This is a genomic window from Tepidimonas alkaliphilus (assembly GCF_007556595.1).
GTDB classification, from domain to species: domain Bacteria; phylum Pseudomonadota; class Gammaproteobacteria; order Burkholderiales; family Burkholderiaceae_C; genus Tepidimonas; species Tepidimonas alkaliphila.
Genome location: NZ_VJNB01000001.1, coordinates 198,498 through 217,139, shown reverse-complemented (window position 1 = coordinate 217,139; position 18,642 = coordinate 198,498). Strand labels below are relative to the sequence as shown.

The 18,642-nt window shown below is 73.1% G+C and carries 21 protein-coding genes and 1 riboswitch; of the genes, 3 read left to right on the top strand and 18 right to left on the bottom strand.

Features of this window, described 5'->3' with window-relative positions:
- Genes cobW through cbiE form a run of 5 tightly spaced genes read right to left on the bottom strand, consistent with a single transcriptional unit; the run spans nt 1 to nt 4,493 of the window.
- A complete protein-coding gene (gene cobW / locus Talka_RS01055; protein WP_143889165.1) occupies nt 1-1,068 on the bottom strand; it encodes a cobalamin biosynthesis protein CobW in 1,068 nt (355 codons plus the stop codon).
- A gap of 33 nt (nt 1,069-1,101) precedes the next feature.
- Nucleotides 1,102-1,671, bottom strand: coding sequence for a cob(I)yrinic acid a,c-diamide adenosyltransferase (gene cobO, locus Talka_RS01050; protein WP_143889164.1), 570 nt, complete (start codon nt 1,669-1,671; stop codon nt 1,102-1,104).
- 28 nt (nt 1,672-1,699) lie between these two features.
- The gene (gene cobF / locus Talka_RS01045; RefSeq protein WP_143889163.1) at nt 1,700-2,509 is read right to left on the bottom strand and encodes a precorrin-6A synthase (deacetylating); all 810 of its coding nucleotides are present in this window, start codon (nt 2,507-2,509) and stop codon (nt 1,700-1,702) included.
- Complete coding sequence (gene cobM, locus Talka_RS01040; protein WP_143889162.1) at nt 2,506-3,279, bottom strand: precorrin-4 C(11)-methyltransferase; 774 nt, start codon at nt 3,277-3,279, stop codon at nt 2,506-2,508. Before cobM ends, cobF begins: the two co-directional genes overlap by 4 nt.
- A complete protein-coding gene (gene cbiE, locus Talka_RS01035) occupies nt 3,276-4,493 on the bottom strand; it encodes a precorrin-6y C5,15-methyltransferase (decarboxylating) subunit CbiE (RefSeq protein WP_143889161.1) in 1,218 nt (405 codons plus the stop codon). The genes cobM and cbiE overlap by 4 nt, the downstream gene beginning before the upstream one ends.
- Here cbiE and Talka_RS01030 point away from each other — a divergent pair.
- Nucleotides 4,492-5,277, top strand: coding sequence for a cobalt-precorrin-6A reductase (locus Talka_RS01030; protein ID WP_143889160.1), 786 nt, complete (start codon nt 4,492-4,494; stop codon nt 5,275-5,277). The two genes, cbiE and Talka_RS01030, sit on opposite strands and share 2 nt — an antisense overlap.
- A 41-nt stretch (nt 5,278-5,318) precedes the next feature.
- On the opposite strand, the gene cobJ is transcribed toward Talka_RS01030, so the two are convergent.
- Genes cobJ through Talka_RS00965 form a run of 13 tightly spaced genes read right to left on the bottom strand, consistent with a single transcriptional unit; the run spans nt 5,319 to nt 17,629 of the window.
- A complete protein-coding gene (gene cobJ, locus Talka_RS01025) occupies nt 5,319-6,053 on the bottom strand; it encodes a precorrin-3B C(17)-methyltransferase (RefSeq protein ID WP_143889159.1) in 735 nt (244 codons plus the stop codon).
- Entirely contained in the window at nt 6,050-6,790 is a 741-nt protein-coding gene (cobI, locus tag Talka_RS01020) for a precorrin-2 C(20)-methyltransferase (protein WP_143889158.1), read from the bottom strand. Before cobI ends, cobJ begins: the two co-directional genes overlap by 4 nt.
- Nucleotides 6,790-7,434 (bottom strand): precorrin-8X methylmutase, encoded by a 645-nt coding sequence (locus Talka_RS01015; protein WP_143889157.1) that lies wholly within the window; start codon nt 7,432-7,434, stop codon nt 6,790-6,792. Before Talka_RS01015 ends, cobI begins: the two co-directional genes overlap by 1 nt.
- Nucleotides 7,431-8,660, bottom strand: a complete 1,230-nt coding sequence (locus Talka_RS01010) for a precorrin-3B synthase (RefSeq protein WP_143889156.1) — start codon at nt 8,658-8,660, stop codon at nt 7,431-7,433. Before Talka_RS01010 ends, Talka_RS01015 begins: the two co-directional genes overlap by 4 nt.
- Nucleotides 8,657-9,445: a uroporphyrinogen-III C-methyltransferase gene (gene cobA, locus Talka_RS01005; RefSeq protein WP_143889155.1), complete on the bottom strand. Its 789-nt coding sequence runs from the start codon at nt 9,443-9,445 to the stop codon at nt 8,657-8,659. The genes Talka_RS01010 and cobA overlap by 4 nt, the downstream gene beginning before the upstream one ends.
- On the bottom strand, nt 9,435-10,112 hold the full coding sequence (locus Talka_RS01000) for an energy-coupling factor ABC transporter permease (RefSeq protein WP_143889154.1): 678 nt from the start codon (nt 10,110-10,112) through the stop codon (nt 9,435-9,437). The genes cobA and Talka_RS01000 overlap by 11 nt, the downstream gene beginning before the upstream one ends.
- Nucleotides 10,087-11,010 (bottom strand): ABC transporter ATP-binding protein, encoded by a 924-nt coding sequence (locus Talka_RS00995; protein ID WP_143889153.1) that lies wholly within the window; start codon nt 11,008-11,010, stop codon nt 10,087-10,089. The genes Talka_RS01000 and Talka_RS00995 overlap by 26 nt, the downstream gene beginning before the upstream one ends.
- The gene (locus tag Talka_RS00990; RefSeq protein ID WP_143889152.1) at nt 11,007-12,068 is read right to left on the bottom strand and encodes a FecCD family ABC transporter permease; all 1,062 of its coding nucleotides are present in this window, start codon (nt 12,066-12,068) and stop codon (nt 11,007-11,009) included. Before Talka_RS00990 ends, Talka_RS00995 begins: the two co-directional genes overlap by 4 nt.
- Nucleotides 12,065-12,991, bottom strand: coding sequence for an ABC transporter substrate-binding protein (locus tag Talka_RS00985; protein ID WP_143889151.1), 927 nt, complete (start codon nt 12,989-12,991; stop codon nt 12,065-12,067). Before Talka_RS00985 ends, Talka_RS00990 begins: the two co-directional genes overlap by 4 nt.
- Nucleotides 12,991-13,554: a bifunctional adenosylcobinamide kinase/adenosylcobinamide-phosphate guanylyltransferase gene (locus Talka_RS00980; RefSeq protein WP_143889150.1), complete on the bottom strand. Its 564-nt coding sequence runs from the start codon at nt 13,552-13,554 to the stop codon at nt 12,991-12,993. The genes Talka_RS00985 and Talka_RS00980 overlap by 1 nt, the downstream gene beginning before the upstream one ends.
- Nucleotides 13,547-14,410: a cobalamin-binding protein gene (locus Talka_RS00975; RefSeq protein WP_143889149.1), complete on the bottom strand. Its 864-nt coding sequence runs from the start codon at nt 14,408-14,410 to the stop codon at nt 13,547-13,549. The genes Talka_RS00980 and Talka_RS00975 overlap by 8 nt, the downstream gene beginning before the upstream one ends.
- Nucleotides 14,407-15,756, bottom strand: a complete 1,350-nt coding sequence (locus Talka_RS00970; protein ID WP_143889148.1) for a cobyrinic acid a,c-diamide synthase CobB — start codon at nt 15,754-15,756, stop codon at nt 14,407-14,409. Before Talka_RS00970 ends, Talka_RS00975 begins: the two co-directional genes overlap by 4 nt.
- A 19-nt stretch (nt 15,757-15,775) precedes the next feature.
- Nucleotides 15,776-17,629: a TonB-dependent receptor domain-containing protein gene (locus tag Talka_RS00965; protein WP_143889147.1), complete on the bottom strand. Its 1,854-nt coding sequence runs from the start codon at nt 17,627-17,629 to the stop codon at nt 15,776-15,778.
- A 76-nt stretch (nt 17,630-17,705) separates the two neighbouring features.
- Nucleotides 17,706-17,958, bottom strand: a riboswitch (cobalamin riboswitch).
- A gap of 36 nt (nt 17,959-17,994) precedes the next feature.
- Here Talka_RS00965 and Talka_RS00960 point away from each other — a divergent pair.
- Together Talka_RS00960 and Talka_RS00955 are read left to right on the top strand one after the other, a co-directional pair.
- Nucleotides 17,995-18,204 carry a DUF904 domain-containing protein gene (locus Talka_RS00960; RefSeq protein WP_143889146.1) on the top strand — a complete coding sequence of 70 codons (210 nt, stop codon included), beginning with the start codon at nt 17,995-17,997 and terminating at the stop codon, nt 18,202-18,204.
- 14 nt (nt 18,205-18,218) lie between these two features.
- Entirely contained in the window at nt 18,219-18,575 is a 357-nt protein-coding gene (locus Talka_RS00955) for a cell division protein ZapA (protein WP_143889448.1), read from the top strand.
- Nucleotides 18,576-18,642 lie beyond the last annotated feature (67 nt).

Sequence of the window (18,642 nt, the reverse complement as noted above, 5' to 3'; positions counted from 1 at the left end):
TTACGTGGCGGACGCCGCCAGCAACCCGGCCTGGCGCAGATCCGCGCGCAGCGCCGCCTCGTCCAGCCCTTGCCCGATGCACACCAGGAGGCTGCGACGCGGCTCGTCCGTGCGCCAGGGGCGGTCGAAGTGGCTGTCCAGCCGCGGGCCCACGCCCTGCACCACCAGCCGCAGCGCCGCCTGCGGCAGCGCCACAAAACCCTTGATGCGCAGCAGGCCGTGGCGCGCCACCAGGGTTGAGAGCGTCTGCAGCAGGTGCTGCCGGTCGCGCACCTCCAGCGCCAGCGCCACCGATTGAAAAGCGTCGTGGTCGTGGTCGTCGTCCTCGTCGTCGTGGTGGGTGCGGCGGCCCTCGATCACGTCTTCCACGGCGCGGCCCAGGCCCAGCAGCACCTCGGGCGGCACTTGACCGTGCCGCGCCACCACGGTCTGCACCGCCGCCGGGGCGCGCGCCGCCGCCATCGCGCGCACACGCTGCAGCGCATCGGCATCGAGCTGATCGGCTTTGTTGAGCACGACCAGGTCGGCGGTGGCCAGCTGATCCTCAAAGAGCTCGGCCAGCGGCGTGTCATGGTCAAGCTCGGGGTCGGCGCGGCGCTGGGCATCGACGGCTTGAGGGTCATGGGCAAAGCGGCCTTCGGCCACTGCCGGCGCATCCACCACGGTGACGACCGCATCAACCGTGAAAGCATGCCGAATGGTGGGCCACTGAAACGCCTGCACCAGCGGCTTGGGCAGCGCCAGGCCGGAGGTCTCGATGACCAGGTGGTCGATCTGGTCGCGGCGCTGGGCCAGCTGCTCCATCACCGGCGCGAATTCCTCTTGCACCGTGCAGCACAGGCAGCCGTTGGCCAGCTCGATGAGCTGGCCGTTGTCCGCGCCGGTCTCGTCGCAGCCGATGCCGCAGCCTTTGAGCAATTCGCCGTCGATGCCCAGCTCGCCGAACTCGTTGACGATCACGGCGATGCGCCGCCCCTGCGCCTGGGTCAGGAGGTGGCGCAGCAGCGTGGTCTTGCCGGCGCCCAGAAAGCCGGTGACGATGGTAGCGGGGATTTTGTTGAGGTTCATGGCGTGAAACGTCGTAAAAAAGCCTCAAGGAGGTCAATCTTCAATGCCGCGCTGCGCCGGCACGCCGGCGTCGAAGTGGTGCTTGTGCTTGACCATTTCGGTGACGGTGTCAGCCAGGTCGATGAGCTCCTGCGGGGCATGGCGGCCGGTCAGCACCACCGTCGTCTCGGGCGGGCGCTGGCGCAGCGCGTCCAGCACCACCTGCAGCGGGATCCAGCCGTAGCGCAGCGGGTACATGATTTCGTCGAGCACCACCATGAAGTGTTGGCCAGCGCGGATCACCGCCTCGGCGCGCGCCCAGCCCTGGCGCGCCAGCTCGGCGGAGTGCTCCAGGTCACGGCTTTTCCAGCTGAAGCCATCCCCCAGCCCTTCGATCGGGATGCCCAGCTGCTCAAAGACGCGGTGTTCGCCAAAGCGGGCGCTGGGCACTTTCATGAACTGGAAGATCTTGACGGCCTTGCCGCGCCCGTACGCGCGCATCGCCAGGCCGAAGGCCGCGGTGCTTTTGCCTTTGCCGTGGCCGGTGTGCACGATGATGAGGCCACGGCGCGGGCCTTGCGGCTTGGGGGTGGTGCGCTGCAGCGGGGGGGTGAGCAATTCCATCGGTTCAAGCTCCCAAGGTTGTAGGGGGTCAGCAGTCGTCGGCGCCGTGGCGCTTGAGCAGGTAGATGTCCAGGATCCAGCCGTGCGCCTGCCGCAAGGCCGCGCGGGCGCGCGCGATGCGCGGACCGGTTTGCGCCAGCGGGCCGCTGTCCAGGGTCTGCTGCGGCAGCCCGAGGTAAGCTCCCCACCAGATGCGCCAGGCGTGCGGGTCGGGCAGCGTCTCAAACGCCGTACCGCCGTCGAGCATGACGGCCAGCGCCGGCACGTCCGGCGGACAGCCGTGCTGGCGCAGCCGCCGCCCGGTGGTAATCAGCACTGGGCTGGCCAGCTCGTTGAGCGGCACGCCGTGCGCGGCGGTCAGCGCCTGCAGCGCGCTGATGCCGGGCACCGCCTCCCATTCGAGCGGCAGCTCGCGCGCCACGCGCTGGGCGATGCGCATCGAGCTGTCGAACAGCGCCGGGTCGCCCCAGATCAGCGCGCCCGCTCGCCCGCCGTGCGGCAGATGGTCGCGCAGCGCCTGCGCCCAGGCGCGGGCCAGCGCGTCGTGCCAGCGCCGCACGCCATCGAGGTAGCGCGGCGTGTCGGCGGCGTCCGAGCCGTCGCGCGGCGGCACGGCGTAGCGCGCCACACGCAGGTCGCCACCCGCGTCGGTGTCGAAATCCGGGCGCACCGCCTGCAGCAGGCGCAGCCGCGCCGCGGCCAGCTCGGCCTTGTCTTCGCCTTTGTCGGGCAGCAACAGCAGATCCAGGCGACGCAGCGCCTGCTCGCCCTGGCGGGTCAGGTGCGCGGGGCTGCCCATGCCCATGCCGATGAGGCTCAAATGCCAGCGCGCGCTCATGTGGAGCCCTCCCCGGATGCGGCCCGGCGGTAGCGGCGCTCGTAATCCGGCGCATACAGGCGGCTGCGGCCAAAGCCGTCTTGGGCCAGGTTGCGCCCGACCAGGATCAGGGCGGTGCGCTCCAACCCGCCTTGCGCGGCCTGCACCAGTTCGCCCAGCGGCGCGCGCACGATGCGCTCATCCGGCCAACTGGCGCGCCAGACCACCGCCGCAGGGCAATCGGCGCCGTAGTGCGGCAGCAGCGTCTGCACCACCTGCTCCAGCACGTGAACGCTCAGGTGGATGGCCAGCGTGGCCCCGGTGGCGGCCAAGACCTCCAGGCGCTCGCGCTCGGGCACCGGGGTGGCGCGCCCGTGGGCGCGGGTCAGCACCACCGTCTGGCTGCCGCCAGGCAAGGTCAGCTCGCAACCTAAGGCCGCCGCCGCGGCGGCAAACGACGGCACGCCGGGCGTGATCGTGTAAGGGATGCCCTCGGCCCGCAGCGCGCGCAGCTGCTCCGCCAGCGCCGACCACACCGACAGATCGCCCGAGTGCAGCCGGGCCACGTCCTGCCCGCGGGCATGGGCGGCACGGATTTCGTCCAGGATCTGCTCCAGCGACAGCGGCGCGGTGTCGATCACGCGCGCCTGCGGCGGGCAGTGCGCCAGCACCTGTGGCGGCACCAGCGAGCCGGCATACAGGCACACCGGGCAGCGGGCGATCAGGTCGCGCGCGCGCAGCGTCAGCAGATCGGGGGCGCCGGGCCCCGCACCAATGAAATGCACGGTCATGCCGTATTCCCTTCAGCGTCAACAGGCGGCGCCTGCCACACCCATTGCCACTGCGGTCGCCACGGCACAAAGCCCTGCTGCGGTCCAAGCGGCTGCGCTTCGGCCAAGGCCATCTGCCGCAGCTGGCCGCCGTGGCGCTCGTGCAGCTGCGCCAACAAGGCTTGGGTGGCGGTGGTCACGGCATTGACGACCACCCGGCAGCCCGCCGGCAGCCGGGGCCGCAGCGCCTGCCACAGCGCCGCATCCATGCCGCCGCCGATGAACACCGCCTGCGGCTCGGGCAGTTGCGCCAGCGTCGCCAAGGCTTCGCCTGGCCAGACGCGCAGGCGCGGGGTGAGCCCAAAGCGCTCGGCGTTGCGCTGCACGCGCTCGGCGCGCGCCGCGTCCCGCTCCACCGCCTCGGCCACGCCGCCGGCCAGGCACCACTCGACGCTGACCGAGCCGCTGCCCGCGCCCAAGTCCCACAGCCGCTGCCCGGGGCGCGGCGCCAGCGCCTGCAGCGTCAACGCCCGCATCGGCGCTTTGGTGAGCTGGCCGTCGTGCTCGAACAGCGCATCGGGCAAGCCGGGGCACGCGGGCAAGCCCTCCGGGCCGTCGTGCAGATCCAGCGCCAGCGCCAGCGGCGCTTGCAAACCCGCCGGCGCGCCGTCCTGGATCGCAAAGCGCTCGATGCGCTGCCGCGGGCCGCCCAGCCGCTGCAGCGCCCAGGCGGTGCTGGCGCCAAAGCCTTCTTCGCGCAGCAGCGCCACCGCCGCGTGCAGCGCCGCCTCGTCGCGCAGCAGGCACAGCAGGCGCCGCCCCCGCCCCAGATGCGGCCACAGCGCGCGCAGCGGCTGCGCGTGCAGCCCCAGGCAGCGCACCTCCTCCAGCGGCCAGCCCAGGGCGCTGGCGGCCAGGGTGAACGTCGAAGGCGCAGGGATGGCCTGCCACTCCTGACGCGGCAAGGCGCGCGCCAGCACGCTGCCCGCGCCAAACCAGAACGGATCGCCCGAGACCAGCGCCACCACCGGCTGGCCGCGCCAGGCCAGCAGCGGGGCGATGTCAAACGGCACCGGCCACGGCTCGGCGCGCTCGGGCTCGATGCCGGCCAGCGCCAGATGGCGCGGCCCGCCAAAGACGCGCCGCGCATGCGCCAGCAAACGGCGGCTAGACTCGCTGCAACCCTGCAGACCGTCTTCGCCGATGCCGATGATCGACAGCCACGCTTCAGCCATGCACGTCCTCCTGCTTGGCGGCACCACCGAAGCCTCGCAGCTGGCGCAGGCGCTGGCCCACGCCGGCGTGCCCGCGACGTTTTCCTACGCGGGGCGCACCGCGCAGCCGATCGCGCAGCCGCTGCCGACCCGCGTCGGCGGCTTCGGCGGCCCTGAGGGGCTGGCCGCCTATTTGCGCCAGCAGCGCGTCACGCACGTCATCGACGCCACGCACCCCTTTGCCGCGCAGATGAGCCGCCACGCCATCCAGGCCTGCGCGCAAACGGGCGTGCCGCTGCTGGCCTTGCAGCGCCCGCCGTGGCGTCCCGGCCCCGGCGACCGCTGGCACCGCGTGCCTGACCTCGACGCCGCCTTGCACGCGCTGCCGACCACACCGAGCCGGGTCTTTCTGGCCATCGGGCGCCAGCACGTGCAGCCGTTCTTGCAGCGCACCCCGCATTGGTATCTGCTGCGCATCGTCGAGCCAGGGCTTGAGGTGCCGCCGCAGCGCGGCGCGGTGGTGGTGCAGCGCGGCCCCTACGCGCTGGAGGGCGACCTGGCGCTGCTGCGCACCCACCGCATCGCGTGGGTGGTGGCCAAAAACTCGGGCGGCCATGGCGGCCAGGCCAAGCTGCTGGCCGCGCGCGCCCTGGGCCTGCCGGTGCTGCTGATCGAGCGCCCGGCGCTGCCGCCGCGGCCCATCGCCGAAACCGTCGCCGAGGCGCTGCAGTGGCTCGGGCTGCCCGCGCACGAGGATCGCGCCGCCCCCAGCGCAGACCCGCCCACCGACGCTCCACCAGCTTGAGCCGCATCGATGCGGCATGCGAAACGCCCTAGACCGCCCCATCAATCAGCCCTCCGCGGGGTGTAGAGGTAGCGCCCGACCGTGCGCGTGGCGCGGCTGCCGACGATGACCAGCGTGCGCATGTCGGCCATGTCCGGCTGCACTTGGGCCAGCGGCAGATGCCGCACCGACTCCTGGGGCGTGAAGACCGCGCGCGCCAACCCCACCCAGCGCTGCGGCTCGCAGTGCTGGCGCAGCACCGCCAGCGCGCGGGCAAAACCCTCAGGGCGGCTGCGCGAGCGCGGGTTGTAGAGCGCCAGCACCAAGTCGGCCTGCACCGCCAGCACGAGCCGCCGCTCGATCAGCGCCCACGGCTTGAGGTTGTCGCTCAGGTTGATGGCGCAAAAATCGTGACCCAGCGGCGCGCCCAGCCGCGCCGCCGCCGCCAGCATGGCCGTCACCCCGGGCAGCACGCGCACGTCCAGCCGCTGCCAGGCTGGCTCGGCCTCCATGGCCTCGAACACCGCAGCGGCCATGGCAAACACCCCCGGATCGCCGGAAGAGACGATCACCGCCCGCCGTCCTGCCTGCGCCAGCCGCAGCCCGTGGCGCGCGCGCTCGAGCTCTTCGCGGTTGTCGCTGGCGTGACACGCTTGATCCGCCCGCCGTGGCACGCGCGCCAGATATGGGCCGTAGCCCAGCACGTCGGTGGCCTGCTCCAACGCCTGCTGCACCTGCGGGGTGACCAGCGCCGCATCCCCCGGACCCAGACCGGCCACGCACAGCCAGCCGCTCATGCTTCGACCTCCGGCCGGCGCCCCTGCCCCGGCACCAGAACCAGGGCGAAATAGGGGCAAGGCGCCTGCTCGTCCACGACGGCCAGCGGCTGCACCTGCTGCCCTTCCATCGTGCCTTCCTGCACCAGCCACGCGCGCGCCAGCAGGCCCGCCCGCGCCAGCGCGCGCCGCACCCGCCCGAGGTAGCGGCCCACTTTCATCACCACCAGCGCGTCGGCCTGCCGCATGTGCCGCACCAGGTCGTCCTCGGGCAGCGTGCCCATCAGGACGGTCAGCACATCATCGCCCCAAGCCATCGGCTGGCCGCAGACCGACCAGCAACCGACCATGCCCGGCAACCCCGGCACCACCTCCACCGGCACGCGTCCCCGGCGGCGCAGCCGTTCATAGAGATGCATGAACGAGCCGTAGAAAAACGGATCGCCCTCGCAGAGCACCACCACGTCGTCCTGCGCGGCCAGCGCTTCCAGCCGCTCGACCCAGTGGTCATAAAACCGGGCCAGCCGATCGATGTAGGCCGGGCTGTCGAATGGCAGCTCGGTGGTGACGGGATACTCCATCGCGTGCTCCACCGCCTGCGGTGCCAGCCAGGTTTGTGCAATGCGCCGCGCACGTCCGGGGCGGCCGCGCTTGCGGAAATACGCCACCTGACGCGCCTGGGTGAGCCAACGCTGGGCGCGCACCGTCACCAACTGCGGGTCGCCTGGCCCCAAACCGACGCCGACGATGCGGCCCATCAGCGCTCCTCCTCGCTGGCCAGTGCGTTGAGCGCCGCCGCCACGATGGCCGAGCCACCCAGACGCCCGTGCACCGTCAGCGCAGGCGCAGGCGGCTGCGCCATCAACGCCGCCTTGGACTCGGCCGCCCCGACGAACCCGACCGGACAGCCCACAATGGCCGCCGGGCGCGGGCAGTCGGGCTCGCGCAGCATGTCCAGCAGGCGGAACAAGGCCGTCGGCGCATTGCCAATCGCCACCACCGCGCCGGCCAGATGGGGCCGCCACAGCTCCAGCGCCGCCGCGCTGCGCGTGGTGCCCAGCCGCTGCGCCAAGGCGCCAACCTGCGGGTCGTGCAGCGTGCACAGCACCGGATTGTCGGCGGGCAGGCGCCTGCGCGTGATGCCGACGGCCACCATCTGCGCGTCGCACAGAATGGGCGCACCGCGGCGCAGCGCGGCGCGCGCCGCCGGCACCAAGTCCGGCGTGAACGCCACGTCCCTGGCCAGCTCCACCAGGCCGCAGGCGTGGATCATGCGCACCACCACCGGCTCTTGCTCGGCATCGAAGCGCGCCAGATCGGCCTCGGCGCGAATGATGGCGAACGAGCGGCGGTAGATCGCCGCGCCGTCGCGCTCGTAATCGTTAAGCGTCTCAGTCGTCATCGCGCCACCCGTTCCTTGTCCGATCGGGGCCCTGCGCGCCGCGGAACGCCGCGGCGCACCGCGTCGATGAGCGGCTCCACTTCGCTGAAATGGGCCTCGGCTGCGGCATCGGCCCGCCCCCATTCGATCCAATCCCAGCCGTCGGGACGCACGCGCACCGTGGGCGCTGGATGGGGATGCGCGCATCCCTTGGCGCAGCCGCTGATGTGCAGCCAGCTCCGTGGCGGCACGTGAGCCGCCAACCGCTCGGCCAACGGCAGCGTGGGGCCCGCGGCCTGCACGCAGCCAGGGGCGCCGACGCACGCGGCCACGCGCAGCCGCGGATCCGACGCCTCAATGATCCACGCCTCATCGTGTGGGGCCTGGGCGCGGCGCTCCAGCAACACGGCGCGCCACGGCGTCAGCCGCAGCGGCGCCAGCTGCGCCAGCCGCGCCCACGCCGCGGCGCTGAGCCGCCCCAACGGCACAGCCACCCAGGCCATACCTGATGGCAGCGTGGCCCACCAAGGCTGAAACGCTTGCGGCTTGGCGTCGGCAGCGGCTGCAGACGAGGGGTCATTGGCGGGTCGGAGCCGTTGCGCCATCCAGACCGCCATTCGCCGCGGGGCATCTGGCCCTTGGGCGCATTTGGCGAACCACGCCGCCAGCGTCATCGCTTCCTCAGCCGCACGCTCCAGCGGCACCGCCACGCCATGCGGGCTACCGTCGGGCCGCACGAGCGCCCATCCGTCTTGCAGGAGCTCGATGCGCACGTCGGCGCTGGCGGCGCGCAGGCAGGGGCGCTGGCCCAGATCGACGGCAAAGCCAAATTTGGCGGGCAGCGGCGGGACATCAGGCTGGCGCAGCCGTTGAAGCAGCTCCTGCGCCACCCGGTGCGTGGCGTCGCCCGGCTGCCAGCACGGCTGCACCAGCACGTTGCGCCGTGCCTCTTGCGCCGCATCCTCGTCCAGCAGTCCGAGCGACCGCAGGCCACTCAGCAGCGCGGCGTGCTGGGCCGGCCGCACACCACGCCACTGCAAGTGAGCACGCTGGGTCAGCTCGATGACGTCGAGCCGCTGCGCCTGCATCAGCTCGGCCAGCCCCTCGGCCTGCCGCCGCGACAGCCGCCCCAGCGGCACGCGGATGCGCAGGATCCAGCCGTCGCCCGATGGCATCGGCCGCCAGGCCCCCGGGCACCAGCCGCGGCGCAGCGCCGCCCGGTTTAGGCCCGCATCCAGCGTGCTCATCGCGCCAATTCCTCCAAAGAAACCGTTGCGTGCGCTCGATAGTGCGGGCTCAAGGCCACCGTCGGGCCGATGATCACCAGTCCAGGCCGCGGCCCATACGGCGGAGCCTGGCTGGCCAACACCTGCAGCGGACGGGCCAGCACGGTTTGGGTCGGACGCGTGCCGTCCAGCACCAGCGCCGCCGGCGTGTCAGGGGGCAATCCATGCGCCATCAGGCGCTCGGCGATGCGCGCCAGCCGCGCCACGCCCATGTAAAACACCAACGTCTGGCCGGGGCGCGCCAGCGCCGCCCAGTCGTAGCCGCCGTCGCCGCGGTCCGCGTGCCCCGGCAAGAAGACGCACAGGCTTGCCAGCTCGCGCTGCGTCAGCGGGATGCCGGCGGCGGCCCCGCAGCCCTGTGCGGCGCTGACCCCGGGCACGACCTCAAACGGCACCGCCGCGGCCAGCAGCGCCTGCATCTCCTCGCCGCCGCGGCCAAAGATGAAGGGATCGCCGCCTTTCAGCCGCACCACGCGCCGCCCGGCGCGGGCATGCGCCACCATCAGCGCGTGGATGTCGGCCTGCGGCAGCGTGTGCCGACCACGCGCTTTGCCGACGTCGTAGCGCAGCGCCTGCGCCGGAATCTCGGCCAGGATGTCGGCGCCGATCAGGCGGTCGTGGATGACCACCTCGGCGCAACGCAGCCGATCCAGGGCGCGCAGGGTCAGCAAATCCAACGGCCCGGGGCCGGCGCCGACGATCGACACCCACCCCGGCGCCATCGGCTCCACAGCCTCAAGCGGCATGGTAGAGCCGGCGCTGCACCGCCACGCTGCGCTTCAGGGCATGCAGAGCTTTGGCCGCCGCCAGCACCGCCAGGTCGATCAGCGGCTCGGCCACGATCACCGCCACATACGCCGCGCCGAATGCTGCGATGTTGGCCAGGTTGTCCGCCTCGAGGCCATGACCATACAGCGCCCAGAACGCCACCCAGGCCACGATGCCGCCCTGATAGGCCACGGACAGCTTGAGCGCCTGCGCGTAGCGCAGATCGACGTAGGCCACCTGCTGCGGAATGACCCGCTGCGCCAGCGCCGCGGTGGCATACAGCGGCGCCAACAGCGTGGTGACGTTCATCCCATACTGCGGCAAATCCGCCGGCGCGAAAAACAGCCCCTGAATCAGCAACCCGCCGGCCAGCCCCAGGGCAGCGGGCGCCACCCCAAACAGCAGCAGCAACGTCGTGCCCAGGATCAGGTGCACCTCCGAGACGCCGACCGGATGGTGCGGCAGCACCTCGAAAAAGCAAAACACCAGGGCGGTGGTCAGCAGCGAGCGCAGCAGCAACGCCTGCGCCCCCTCCTGTCGCAGCATGTCCCAAGCCAGCTTGCCGGCCCACGCCAAGGCAGCGGTACCCGTGGCATAGCCCAGCAGCGCTTTGCCGCCTTCAACAACTCCCGGTTCGATGTGCATGACAGACCTCCTTACAGATGAATGCGCCCGGGTGGGCGCGGGCAACCTCAGCGGCCATGCCGCCTTCGGCCTCAACAGGCACCTTGGGCAACACAACCCAACGCGCCCCAATATCGCCCGCGACGGCGGTCTGGCCATCCAGTGGCCGCACCGCGATGCGCTGGTCGAACACCTGCTCCAGCGCGCGGTGCGTGGCCGGCTCGTGCGCCGGCCCGTGGTGGCGCACGCGGCCGGCGTCCAGGATCAGCAGCTCGTCGGCGTGCAGCGCGAGGTTGAGCTCGTGCAGCACGGTCACCACCGTGTGGCCCTGGCGTATCAGGGCGCGCACCAGCGCCAGCCAGTCGGCCTGATACGGGGGATCCAGGTGCGCCAGCGGCTCGTCCATCAGCAGGATTGGCGCCTGCACCGCCAGCAGCCGCGCCAGCAGCACGCGCTGGCGCTGCCCGCCGGAGAGCTGCGCCAAAGGCCGCGCGCGCCAGTCCCACACCTGCGTCTGGCGCAGCGCCTGCTCCACCGCCGCACGGTCGGCGGCGCTGGGGGTGGCCAGCCACGGCTGGTGCGGCAGGCGGCCCAGCATCGCCACGTCCCAGGCGGTGAGGTCGTCGCCGCCGGGCTCGGCCTGCCCGAGCCACGCCACCGTACGGGCGCGCGCCCGCCGCGGCCAGTCCTGCAACGCCCGCCCCAGCAGCTCGACGCGCCCGCCCTGCAACGGCAGCAGGCCCGCCAGCGCCTTCAGCAGCGTGGATTTGCCGGCGCCATTGGGGCCGACGAGGCAGGTCCAGCGCCCGCGCGGCAGCGCCGCTGTCACGCCGTGCAGCACCGGGCGGCCACCGAGGGCGACGCGAACCCCCTGCGCGGCCAGCGCGATGTCGGTGGCGGAATGCACGGTGCCCGTCATGCCCCTTGCCCCCGCAGCCGCCCCCGGTGCATCAGCCACAGCAGATAGCCGCCGCCCAGCACCGCCGTCAGCACGCCCACCGGCAGCTCCTGCGGCGCCAGCCACCCGCGCGCCAGCGTGTCGGCGGCCAGCAGCAGCGCGCCGCCCATCGCCGCCGCCAGCGCCATCAGCCAGCCGTGCGTCGTCGGCGCCAGCGCGCGCACCAGGTGCGGCGCTGCCAGCCCCACGAAGGCGATCAGCCCGGTCTGCGCCACCGCGCTGGCGGTGGCCAGCGCCAGCACCGCCACCAGCGCCAGACGCAGCGTCGCAAGCGGCAGGCCGAGGCTCGCGGCGGTGGCCTCGCCGAGCGCCAGCGCGTCCAGCGCGCGCGCCAGCAGCGTCGCCGCCGCGGTGCACAGCACGGCCGCCACGAGCATCAGCCCGGCCGAGGACCAGCCGACGAACGCCGTGGAGCCGAGCAGAAACGCCTGCATCGCCTGCAGCGCATCCGGCGCCTGCAGCAGCACGAACTGCGTGCCGGCCCCCAGCACCACGCCGACCACCACGCCCGCCAGCAGCAGCCGCAGCGTGTGCTGCACGCCGCGCGCCAGCGCCAGCGTCAGCAGCACCGCCGCCAGTGCCCCGACAAACGCCGCCCCGGTCAGGCCCAGCCGCACCCAGAGACTGGAGGACAGCACGCTCCAGCCCGGTGCGCCGGCGCCGCCCAGCATGCCAGCCGAGCCGCCCAGCGCCACCAAGGCGAGCGCCACCGCCAGCGACGCCCCCGCCGCGCTGCCGAGCAGGAACGGATCGGCCAGCGGGTTGCGAAACAGCCCCTGCGCCACCGCGCCGGCCACGCCGAGCAGCGCCCCGGCGGCCCAGGCGCCGAGCGCCCGCGGCAGGCGGATCTCCCACACGATCTGCGCCGCCAGCGCCGCCTGCCCCGCGTCGGACGGGGGCGCCAACACCGTCCACACCGGCTCCAGCCCCTGGCTGCCGACGCTGACGGCCAGCCCCAGCAGCGCCGCCGCCGCCACGAGCAGCGCCAGCAGCACCCCGGCGGCGCGGCGCGCGTTCACGGGCGACCTCCCGCCGCCGCAGCCGTCGGGCGCGCCGGCCCGGCGGCGCGCGCCAGGCAGTCGGCCATCAGCCGCGCCGCCTCGGCCATGCGCGGCCCCGGCCGCACCAGCACGTCGGACTGCGCGGCGTCGAACGCGCACACCCGCCCCTGCCGCACCGCGCGCAAGGCGGCCCAGCCGGGCCGCTGCGCCAACGCCTCGGCGGCGCGGCTGCTGACCAGGATCACGTCCGGGTCGGCGCGCACGACGAACTCCGGGTTCAGCTTCGGGAAGGGGCCCAGCGAGGCCGGCACCACGTTGCGCGCCCCCAGGCGCTGCAGCGTCTGGCCGATGAACGACGCCTCCCCCGCCGCGTAGGGCCCCGGGCTGACCTCGACATAGACGCGCAGCCCGCGCGCCGCCGGCGGCAGCGACTGCGCCGCCGCCGACACCGCCGCGTCGATGGCGCGCCAGACGCGCGCCGCATCCGGCACCTCCAGCAGCGCGCCCAGCGTCAGCAGCACGCGCTGCACGTCCTGGTGCGTGCGCGGCTCCAGCGCCACCACCTTGAGGCCCAGCGCACGCAGCCGCTCGATCGCGCGCGAGGAGGTGGCCGCCAGCACCACGTCGGGCCGCAGCGCCACGATCGCCTCGATGTTGGGGTCCAGCCCGCCGCCGACGCGCGGCACGCCCGCGAGCGCCGGCGGCCAGTTGGTGTAGCGGTCCACCCCCACCAGCCGGTCGCAGCGGCCCAGCTCGCACACCGCCTCCGACAGCGACGGCAGCAGGCTGACGATGCGCGTTGGCGGCTGCGCCAGCCGCACCTCCATGCCCTGGTCGTCGGTGAGACGCACCTCGGCGCGCGCCGGCCCGCCGGCCAGCAGCGCGGCGGCCAGCAGCAGCGCCCGCCCCCAGCCGAGCCGCGCCAAGCGCCGGATGGCCATCAGGCCGCCCCCTTCACGGTGAGCGCGCAGCCCGCCACCATCAGCGTGACGCGTTCGCAGCAGGCCGCCACGCGCTGGTTCAGCGTGCCCAGCGCATCGACGAAGGCGCGCACCTCCGTCCCGAGCGGGATGACGCCCAGGCCGATCTCGTTGCCGACCAGCACCACCGGGCCGCTGGCGGCCATGAGCGCCTGCTCCAGCGCCTGCATCGGCGCCTCCAGCGCTTCGGGCTCCACCGCCGCCGCCCGCCCCGGCGGCCACGCCAGCTGCGTCAGCCACAGCGTCAGGCAATCGACCACCACCAGCGCCTGCGGCGAGCTCTGGCGCTGCAGCGCCTGCGGCAGCTCGGCGCCGGCCACCTCCAGCGTCTCCAGCCCCGGCACGCGGGTAGCCCGCTCGCGCCGGTGGCGCTCGATGCGCGCGCGCATCTCGGCGTCGCGCGGCTGGGCGGTGGCCAGCAGCACCGCGCGGTGGCGCGCATCCGCCGCCAGCCACTGCGCCGCGCGCCCCTCGGCCCAGCGCGACTTGCCGCTCTTCTGGCCGCCGAGCACCAGCTCACGCATCGCCGCCCTCCCGCGGGCGCTGGCCCTCCGCGGCCCGTCCCGGCCCGTCCATCCAGGCCAGGATGAGGCGGTGCAACTGCGCCACGCCGTCCGTCAGCGCCGCCGGGCCGGGCTGCAGGATGTCGGCGCTCTTGATCTCGTGCAGCTGGCCGTCGCGCACCGCCGGCACGTCCTGCCAGCCGGGGCGCGCGGCCACGCGCTCGGGCCGGAACTTCTTGCCGCACCACGAGCCGATGATGAGGTCCGGGGCGCGCCGCACCACCTCCTGCGGATCGGGCAGCACGCGGTCCTTGCCAAGCGGCTCGCGCGCCCGCTCGGGAAAGATGTCCTGCCCGCCGGCCAGCTCGATCAGCTCCGACACCCAGCGGATCGCGGTGATCGGCGGGTCGTCCCACTCCTCGAAATAGACGCGCGGGCGCCGCGCCCCTTGCTGCAGCCGCCGCTGGATCTCCGCGCGCATCGCGGCGTGCCGCGCCCGCATCGCCTCCAAGAGCCGCTCGCCCTGCTGCGCGCAGCCGACCAGCGCCGCCACCTGCCACAGCATGGCAAAGATCTCCTCGACGCTGCGCTGGTTGAACACCGTCACGGCCACACCCGCGCGGATCAGCGCGGCGGCGATGTCGGCCTGCAGGTCGGAAAAGCCAAACACATGATCGGGCCGCAGCGCCAGGATCTGGTCGATCTTCGCGCTCAGAAAGGCGCTGACGCGCGGCTTTTCCTGCCGCGCCTGCCGCGGACGCACCGTGTAGCCGCTGATGCCGACGATGCGGTGCTGCTGCCCGAGCAGGTAGAGCCACTCGGTGGTCTCCTCCGTCAGGCAGACGATGCGCTGCGGGCCGAGATCGGGCCGGGTCATGCGGCGGCCTCCTGCGACACGGCTGGCACCCGCTCATGCTGCGGCGAAAGGAGCTGCGCCACCGCGCGCGGGGCCGAGGCGAACCAGGCGTGGAAATAACTCGCCAGGATGGGCCCGTGGCGCCAGATGGCCTCGGGCCGGCCATGCGCCCGCGCCGGGGTGGTGTGCGCCACGGGCGCCAGCGGGATCTGCGCCTCCGAGTAATGAAAGGTGTGCCCGCGCAGCTCGCCCCACGGCGTGGCCCAGGCGTGCGGCCCGAGCGCCACGAGCCGCAGGCGCATGACGGCCTGCCCGGGCAGCAGCCCCCACATCGGCACGCGCCGCCCATCGGCCAACGTCAGCGCCTCCAGCAACGCCAGCATGCCGCCGCACTCCGCCCACACCGGCCGGCCCGCCTGCACGTGGCGCTGCACGCTGGCGCGCGTGCGACCCGCGGAGGCGAGACGGTCGGCGTGCAGCTCCGGGTAGCCGCCCGGCAGCCACAGCGCGTCGGCCTCGGGCAGCGGCTCGTCCGCCAGCGGCGAAAAGAACACCACCTCGGCCCCCAGCGCCTGCAGCGTCTCCACGTTGGCGGGGTAGAGAAAGCCGAACGCCGCATCGCGCGCCACCGCGATGCGCCGCCCGGCCAGCCACGGCTCCACCAAGGGCGGCTCGACGGACGCTTGCATTTCCACCGCCCAGCGCTGCCAATCGGGCCAGGCGAGCCGGCCCAGCGGCGTGGCCTGCAGCGCATCGGCCAGCCGGTCCAGCCGCGCCCGCGCATCCGGCAGCTCGCCGGCCTGGGTCAGGCCCAGATGGCGCTCAGGCAGGGCCATGCTTTGGTCGCGGGGCAGCGCCCCCCACCAGGGGCCGTCGCCGTCGCGCAGCGCCGCCTGCAGCATCTGCGCATGCCCCGCGCCGGCGACGCGGTTGGCCAGCACCCCGGCCCACGGCAGCCCGGGCCGGTAGTGGCGCAGCCCGTGCACCAGCGCGCCAAAGGTGCCCGCCATCGCCCCCGCGTCCACCACCGCCAGCACCGGGATGCCCAGCCGCTGCGCCAGCTCGGCGGCGCTGGGCTCGCCGTCGTAGAGGCCCATCACCCCCTCGATCAGGATCAGGTCGGCCTGCTGCGCCGCGCGCGCCAGCCGCGCGCGCACGTCGGCCTCGCCGTTCATCCAGAGGTCGAGGTTGTCCACCGGGTGGCCGCTGGCCAGCGCCAGCCACTGCGGATCGAGAAAATCCGGCCCGCACTTGAACACCCGCACGCGCCGCCCCTGGCGCGCGTGCCAGCGCGCCAGCGCCGCGGTGACGCTGGTCTTGCCCTGACCGGAGGCCGGGGCGGCGATCAGCAGCGCGGGGCAGCGCATGGCAAGGCGCGGTCAGGGTCTAGCGCGGTGGCTGCCACTGCAGCGTCACGTAAGCCGCGCGCCCGGGCTGGTTGTAACCCCAGGCGGTCTCGTAGCGCTTGTCGGCCAGGTTATCCAGCCTCAGCCGCAGCGTCCAGCCAGGGGCCAGCGCGCGTTGGGCGGTTAAACCCAAGGTGCCAAAACCGCCCATGCGGCGCGTGTTGGCCACGTCGTCGAAGCGATCCCCAACCAGCAGCGCCTGCGCCCCCACCCACCAGCCCACCAGCGACCGCTCCACCGTCAGCGTCAGCTGCTCTTCCGCGCGGCGCGGCAGCCGACGGTCAAAATTGGATCCTGGTGTGCGGTTACGCGCCTCCAGCAGCTCCAAGCTGCCGCCGATGCGCCAACCATCCAGCACGGTCTGGCCCGTGAAGCTCCAGCCGTCGATGGCGACCTTGGGCAGGTTGACCACCACGGGCGTCGTCGTGATGTAGCCGCGGATGCGCTGCTCGAAGTAGGTCAGCCGCCACTGGTGCGGCCCCTGGGCCCACTGCAGCGCCAGCTCACGGCTGCGGCCCTTTTCCGGCTGAGTGGTGGGGTTGCCAAACTGCGGAAAGTAAAGTTGATTGAACGTCGGCGCTTTGAAGCTCGTGCCGGCCGCGGCCAGCACCGTCCAGCCCGGCGCCACGTCGTAGCCGTAGCCCAGCGAGCCGGTGGTGGCGCCGCCAAATTGCGAGTTGTCGTCGCGCCGCACATTGGCTTGCCAACGGTGCGCGCCAGCGCGCCCGTGCCAGCCGGCGAAAACGCCATCCAGATTGCGGTCGCGCACCGTGTAGGCGGTGGTGCTGTTGACCTCTTCCCGCACATGGTCCACGCCGACGGTGAAAGTCCCCAGCGAGGTCGGCTGGTCGTGCTGCAGCGTCCACTGGCGGCGCTCGGTGTCAAACACGGTGGTGGCGGTGCGATAGAGGTTGCGCGTCAGGTCGTCGGCGCGCCCGAACTTCAGCTGCGTGCGCCCGCCACCCGTCCACGCCTGCGTCAGCGTCACGCCCCAGACCCGCGTGGTGGTCAGGCCATGCACGTCGAAGCTGGCCGAGCCGTTCAGGCTGCTGTCGAACTGGCTGTCGCCGCTGGAGACCAGCGCGTGCGCTGCCAGCCGCAGACCCGGCGCGAGGTCGGCGTCCAGGCGGGCGTGCAGCGCGCGCTGCTCGAAGCCGTCGCGGTCGGGGTTGAAGTTGCCGAACGGCACGCGCTCGTTGGTGGCGGAAAAGCCATCCTCCCGGCCCGCCGAGACGCCCAGCGCGTAGCGCACCTGGGCCGTGCCGCCGGAGACGCCGGCGCGCGTCTCCCGCCGTCCATAGCTGCCGACCGTGGCGCCGGCATGGGGCCGTGCCGGTCCCTCGGCGCCGGCGCGGGTGAAGATCTGCACCACGCCGCCGACCGCGTCGCTGCCGTAGAGGGCCGCCGCCGGGCCGCGCAGCACCTCGATGCGCTCGATCGCCTCCAGCGGCAGGTTGTCCCAGTTCGGCTGGCCGAGCGTCGCCGAGCCGTAGCGCACGCCGTCGATCAGCAGCAGCGCATGCCGCGCCTCGGTGCCGCGCAGGAAGACGCTGGCCTGCTTGCCCCAGCCGCCGTTGCTGGCGATCTGCACGCCGGCGTGCTGGCGCAGCACCTCCGTCAGCGTCGCCCCGGCGGACTGGTCGAGCGTGTCGCGGTCGATGACGACCACGTCGGCCACCAGGTCGCGGCTGGCGGTCTCGGTTCGGCTGGCGGTGACGACCACCGCCTCGAGCTTGGCGGCCGGCTCGGCCGCGCGGGCAGACAGGGCGAAGCTGGCGCACGCGCACGCCAGCGCCACCGGCCGCAGGCGGCCGGCAAGAGCGGAATGGATCATGTCGGATCGAAGGGCATCGACGAACCCTCACCGCCAACCCCGACGGTGCGCAGGCGAACCAGCGCAGCGCTGCACACGCCACGCCACCACGTTGGCCGGTCTCCGGGCTGGTGGAAACAACCTCCGGCGCCTTCCCGGGCGCGGCGGGCACCCAGTGGCGTGGGGCCGGAAGCGGCCGCCGTGCCGGACAGGCACGGCGACGTCCACTTACCGTTGCGGGGGCAGCGCTGGTTGGGCGGCGTACCTCGAGCGGCCGCCGCCTCCCAGCTTCCCGTTTAACTGCGCCGCTACGATCGAGCAGCGCGAGCACCAACGCAGTCTGATTGTAGCGCCGGGGCGAGCGCACCGCCTACAATCTTGGCCTAATGGAAATCCCTCTGATCGACGAACTCACCACGCGCGTGGAGCGATTGGTGCAGCGCTACCAGGCGCTGCAGCGCCGCGAGGCGTTGCTCGAACAAGAAATTCAGCGCTTGCAGCAAGAGCGTGATCAGCTGCTTGCGCAATGCCAGCAAGCGCGCCAGCGCCTGCAGGCGCTGGCCACGGCCCTGGATGGGGCGGAGACGCAGCCATGACGGCCGCAGCCCCCATCAAGCAGGTCGAAGTGCAGATCATGAGCCAGACCTACGTGCTGGCCTGCCCTGCCGACGGGGAGGCGGCCCTGCGCGAGGCCGTCGCCCAAGTGGACACGGCGATGTGCCGCATCCGCGATGCCGGCAAAGTCAAAGCCCGTGACCGCATTGCGGTGTTGGCGGCGCTCAACATCGCATTTGACGCCGCGCACCGCGACCCAGCGCTCGCCTTTCGGCATTCCTCCTTCGGCACCCCAGAACCGGAGCCCCCTGCCAAAGACCCGGCGGCTTTGCCTGCTGGCATCGAGGAGCGCTTGCGCCGCTTGATCCAGCGGCTGGATGAGGCGCTGGGCAGCCATGAACAGTCGCAGTAAGGGCAATCGATCAAGACAGCCGATCCCCTGCGGGGTACAATTGGTTCGTCTGCCAGCCCTCGGGCTC

Coding starts and splice junctions, on each gene's coding strand:
- cobW (WP_143889165.1), bottom strand. CDS start 1,068: ATGAACCTCAACAAAATCCCCGCTACCATCGTCACCGGCTTTCTGGGC.
- cobO (WP_143889164.1), bottom strand. CDS start 1,671: ATGGAATTGCTCACCCCCCCGCTGCAGCGCACCACCCCCAAGCCGCAA.
- cobF (WP_143889163.1), bottom strand. CDS start 2,509: ATGAGCGCGCGCTGGCATTTGAGCCTCATCGGCATGGGCATGGGCAGC.
- cobM (WP_143889162.1), bottom strand. CDS start 3,279: ATGACCGTGCATTTCATTGGTGCGGGGCCCGGCGCCCCCGATCTGCTG.
- Talka_RS01030 (WP_143889160.1), top strand. CDS start 4,492: ATGCACGTCCTCCTGCTTGGCGGCACCACCGAAGCCTCGCAGCTGGCG.
- cbiE (WP_143889161.1), bottom strand. CDS start 4,493: ATGGCTGAAGCGTGGCTGTCGATCATCGGCATCGGCGAAGACGGTCTG.
- cobJ (WP_143889159.1), bottom strand. CDS start 6,053: ATGAGCGGCTGGCTGTGCGTGGCCGGTCTGGGTCCGGGGGATGCGGCG.
- cobI (WP_143889158.1), bottom strand. CDS start 6,790: ATGGGCCGCATCGTCGGCGTCGGTTTGGGGCCAGGCGACCCGCAGTTG.
- Talka_RS01015 (WP_143889157.1), bottom strand. CDS start 7,434: ATGACGACTGAGACGCTTAACGATTACGAGCGCGACGGCGCGGCGATC.
- Talka_RS01010 (WP_143889156.1), bottom strand. CDS start 8,660: ATGAGCACGCTGGATGCGGGCCTAAACCGGGCGGCGCTGCGCCGCGGC.
- cobA (WP_143889155.1), bottom strand. CDS start 9,445: ATGCCGCTTGAGGCTGTGGAGCCGATGGCGCCGGGGTGGGTGTCGATC.
- Talka_RS01000 (WP_143889154.1), bottom strand. CDS start 10,112: ATGCACATCGAACCGGGAGTTGTTGAAGGCGGCAAAGCGCTGCTGGGC.
- Talka_RS00995 (WP_143889153.1), bottom strand. CDS start 11,010: ATGACGGGCACCGTGCATTCCGCCACCGACATCGCGCTGGCCGCGCAG.
- Talka_RS00985 (WP_143889151.1), bottom strand. CDS start 12,991: ATGGCCATCCGGCGCTTGGCGCGGCTCGGCTGGGGGCGGGCGCTGCTG.
- Talka_RS00980 (WP_143889150.1), bottom strand. CDS start 13,554: ATGCGTGAGCTGGTGCTCGGCGGCCAGAAGAGCGGCAAGTCGCGCTGG.
- Talka_RS00975 (WP_143889149.1), bottom strand. CDS start 14,410: ATGACCCGGCCCGATCTCGGCCCGCAGCGCATCGTCTGCCTGACGGAG.
- Talka_RS00970 (WP_143889148.1), bottom strand. CDS start 15,756: ATGCGCTGCCCCGCGCTGCTGATCGCCGCCCCGGCCTCCGGTCAGGGC.
- Talka_RS00965 (WP_143889147.1), bottom strand. CDS start 17,629: ATGATCCATTCCGCTCTTGCCGGCCGCCTGCGGCCGGTGGCGCTGGCG.
- Talka_RS00960 (WP_143889146.1), top strand. CDS start 17,995: ATGGAAATCCCTCTGATCGACGAACTCACCACGCGCGTGGAGCGATTG.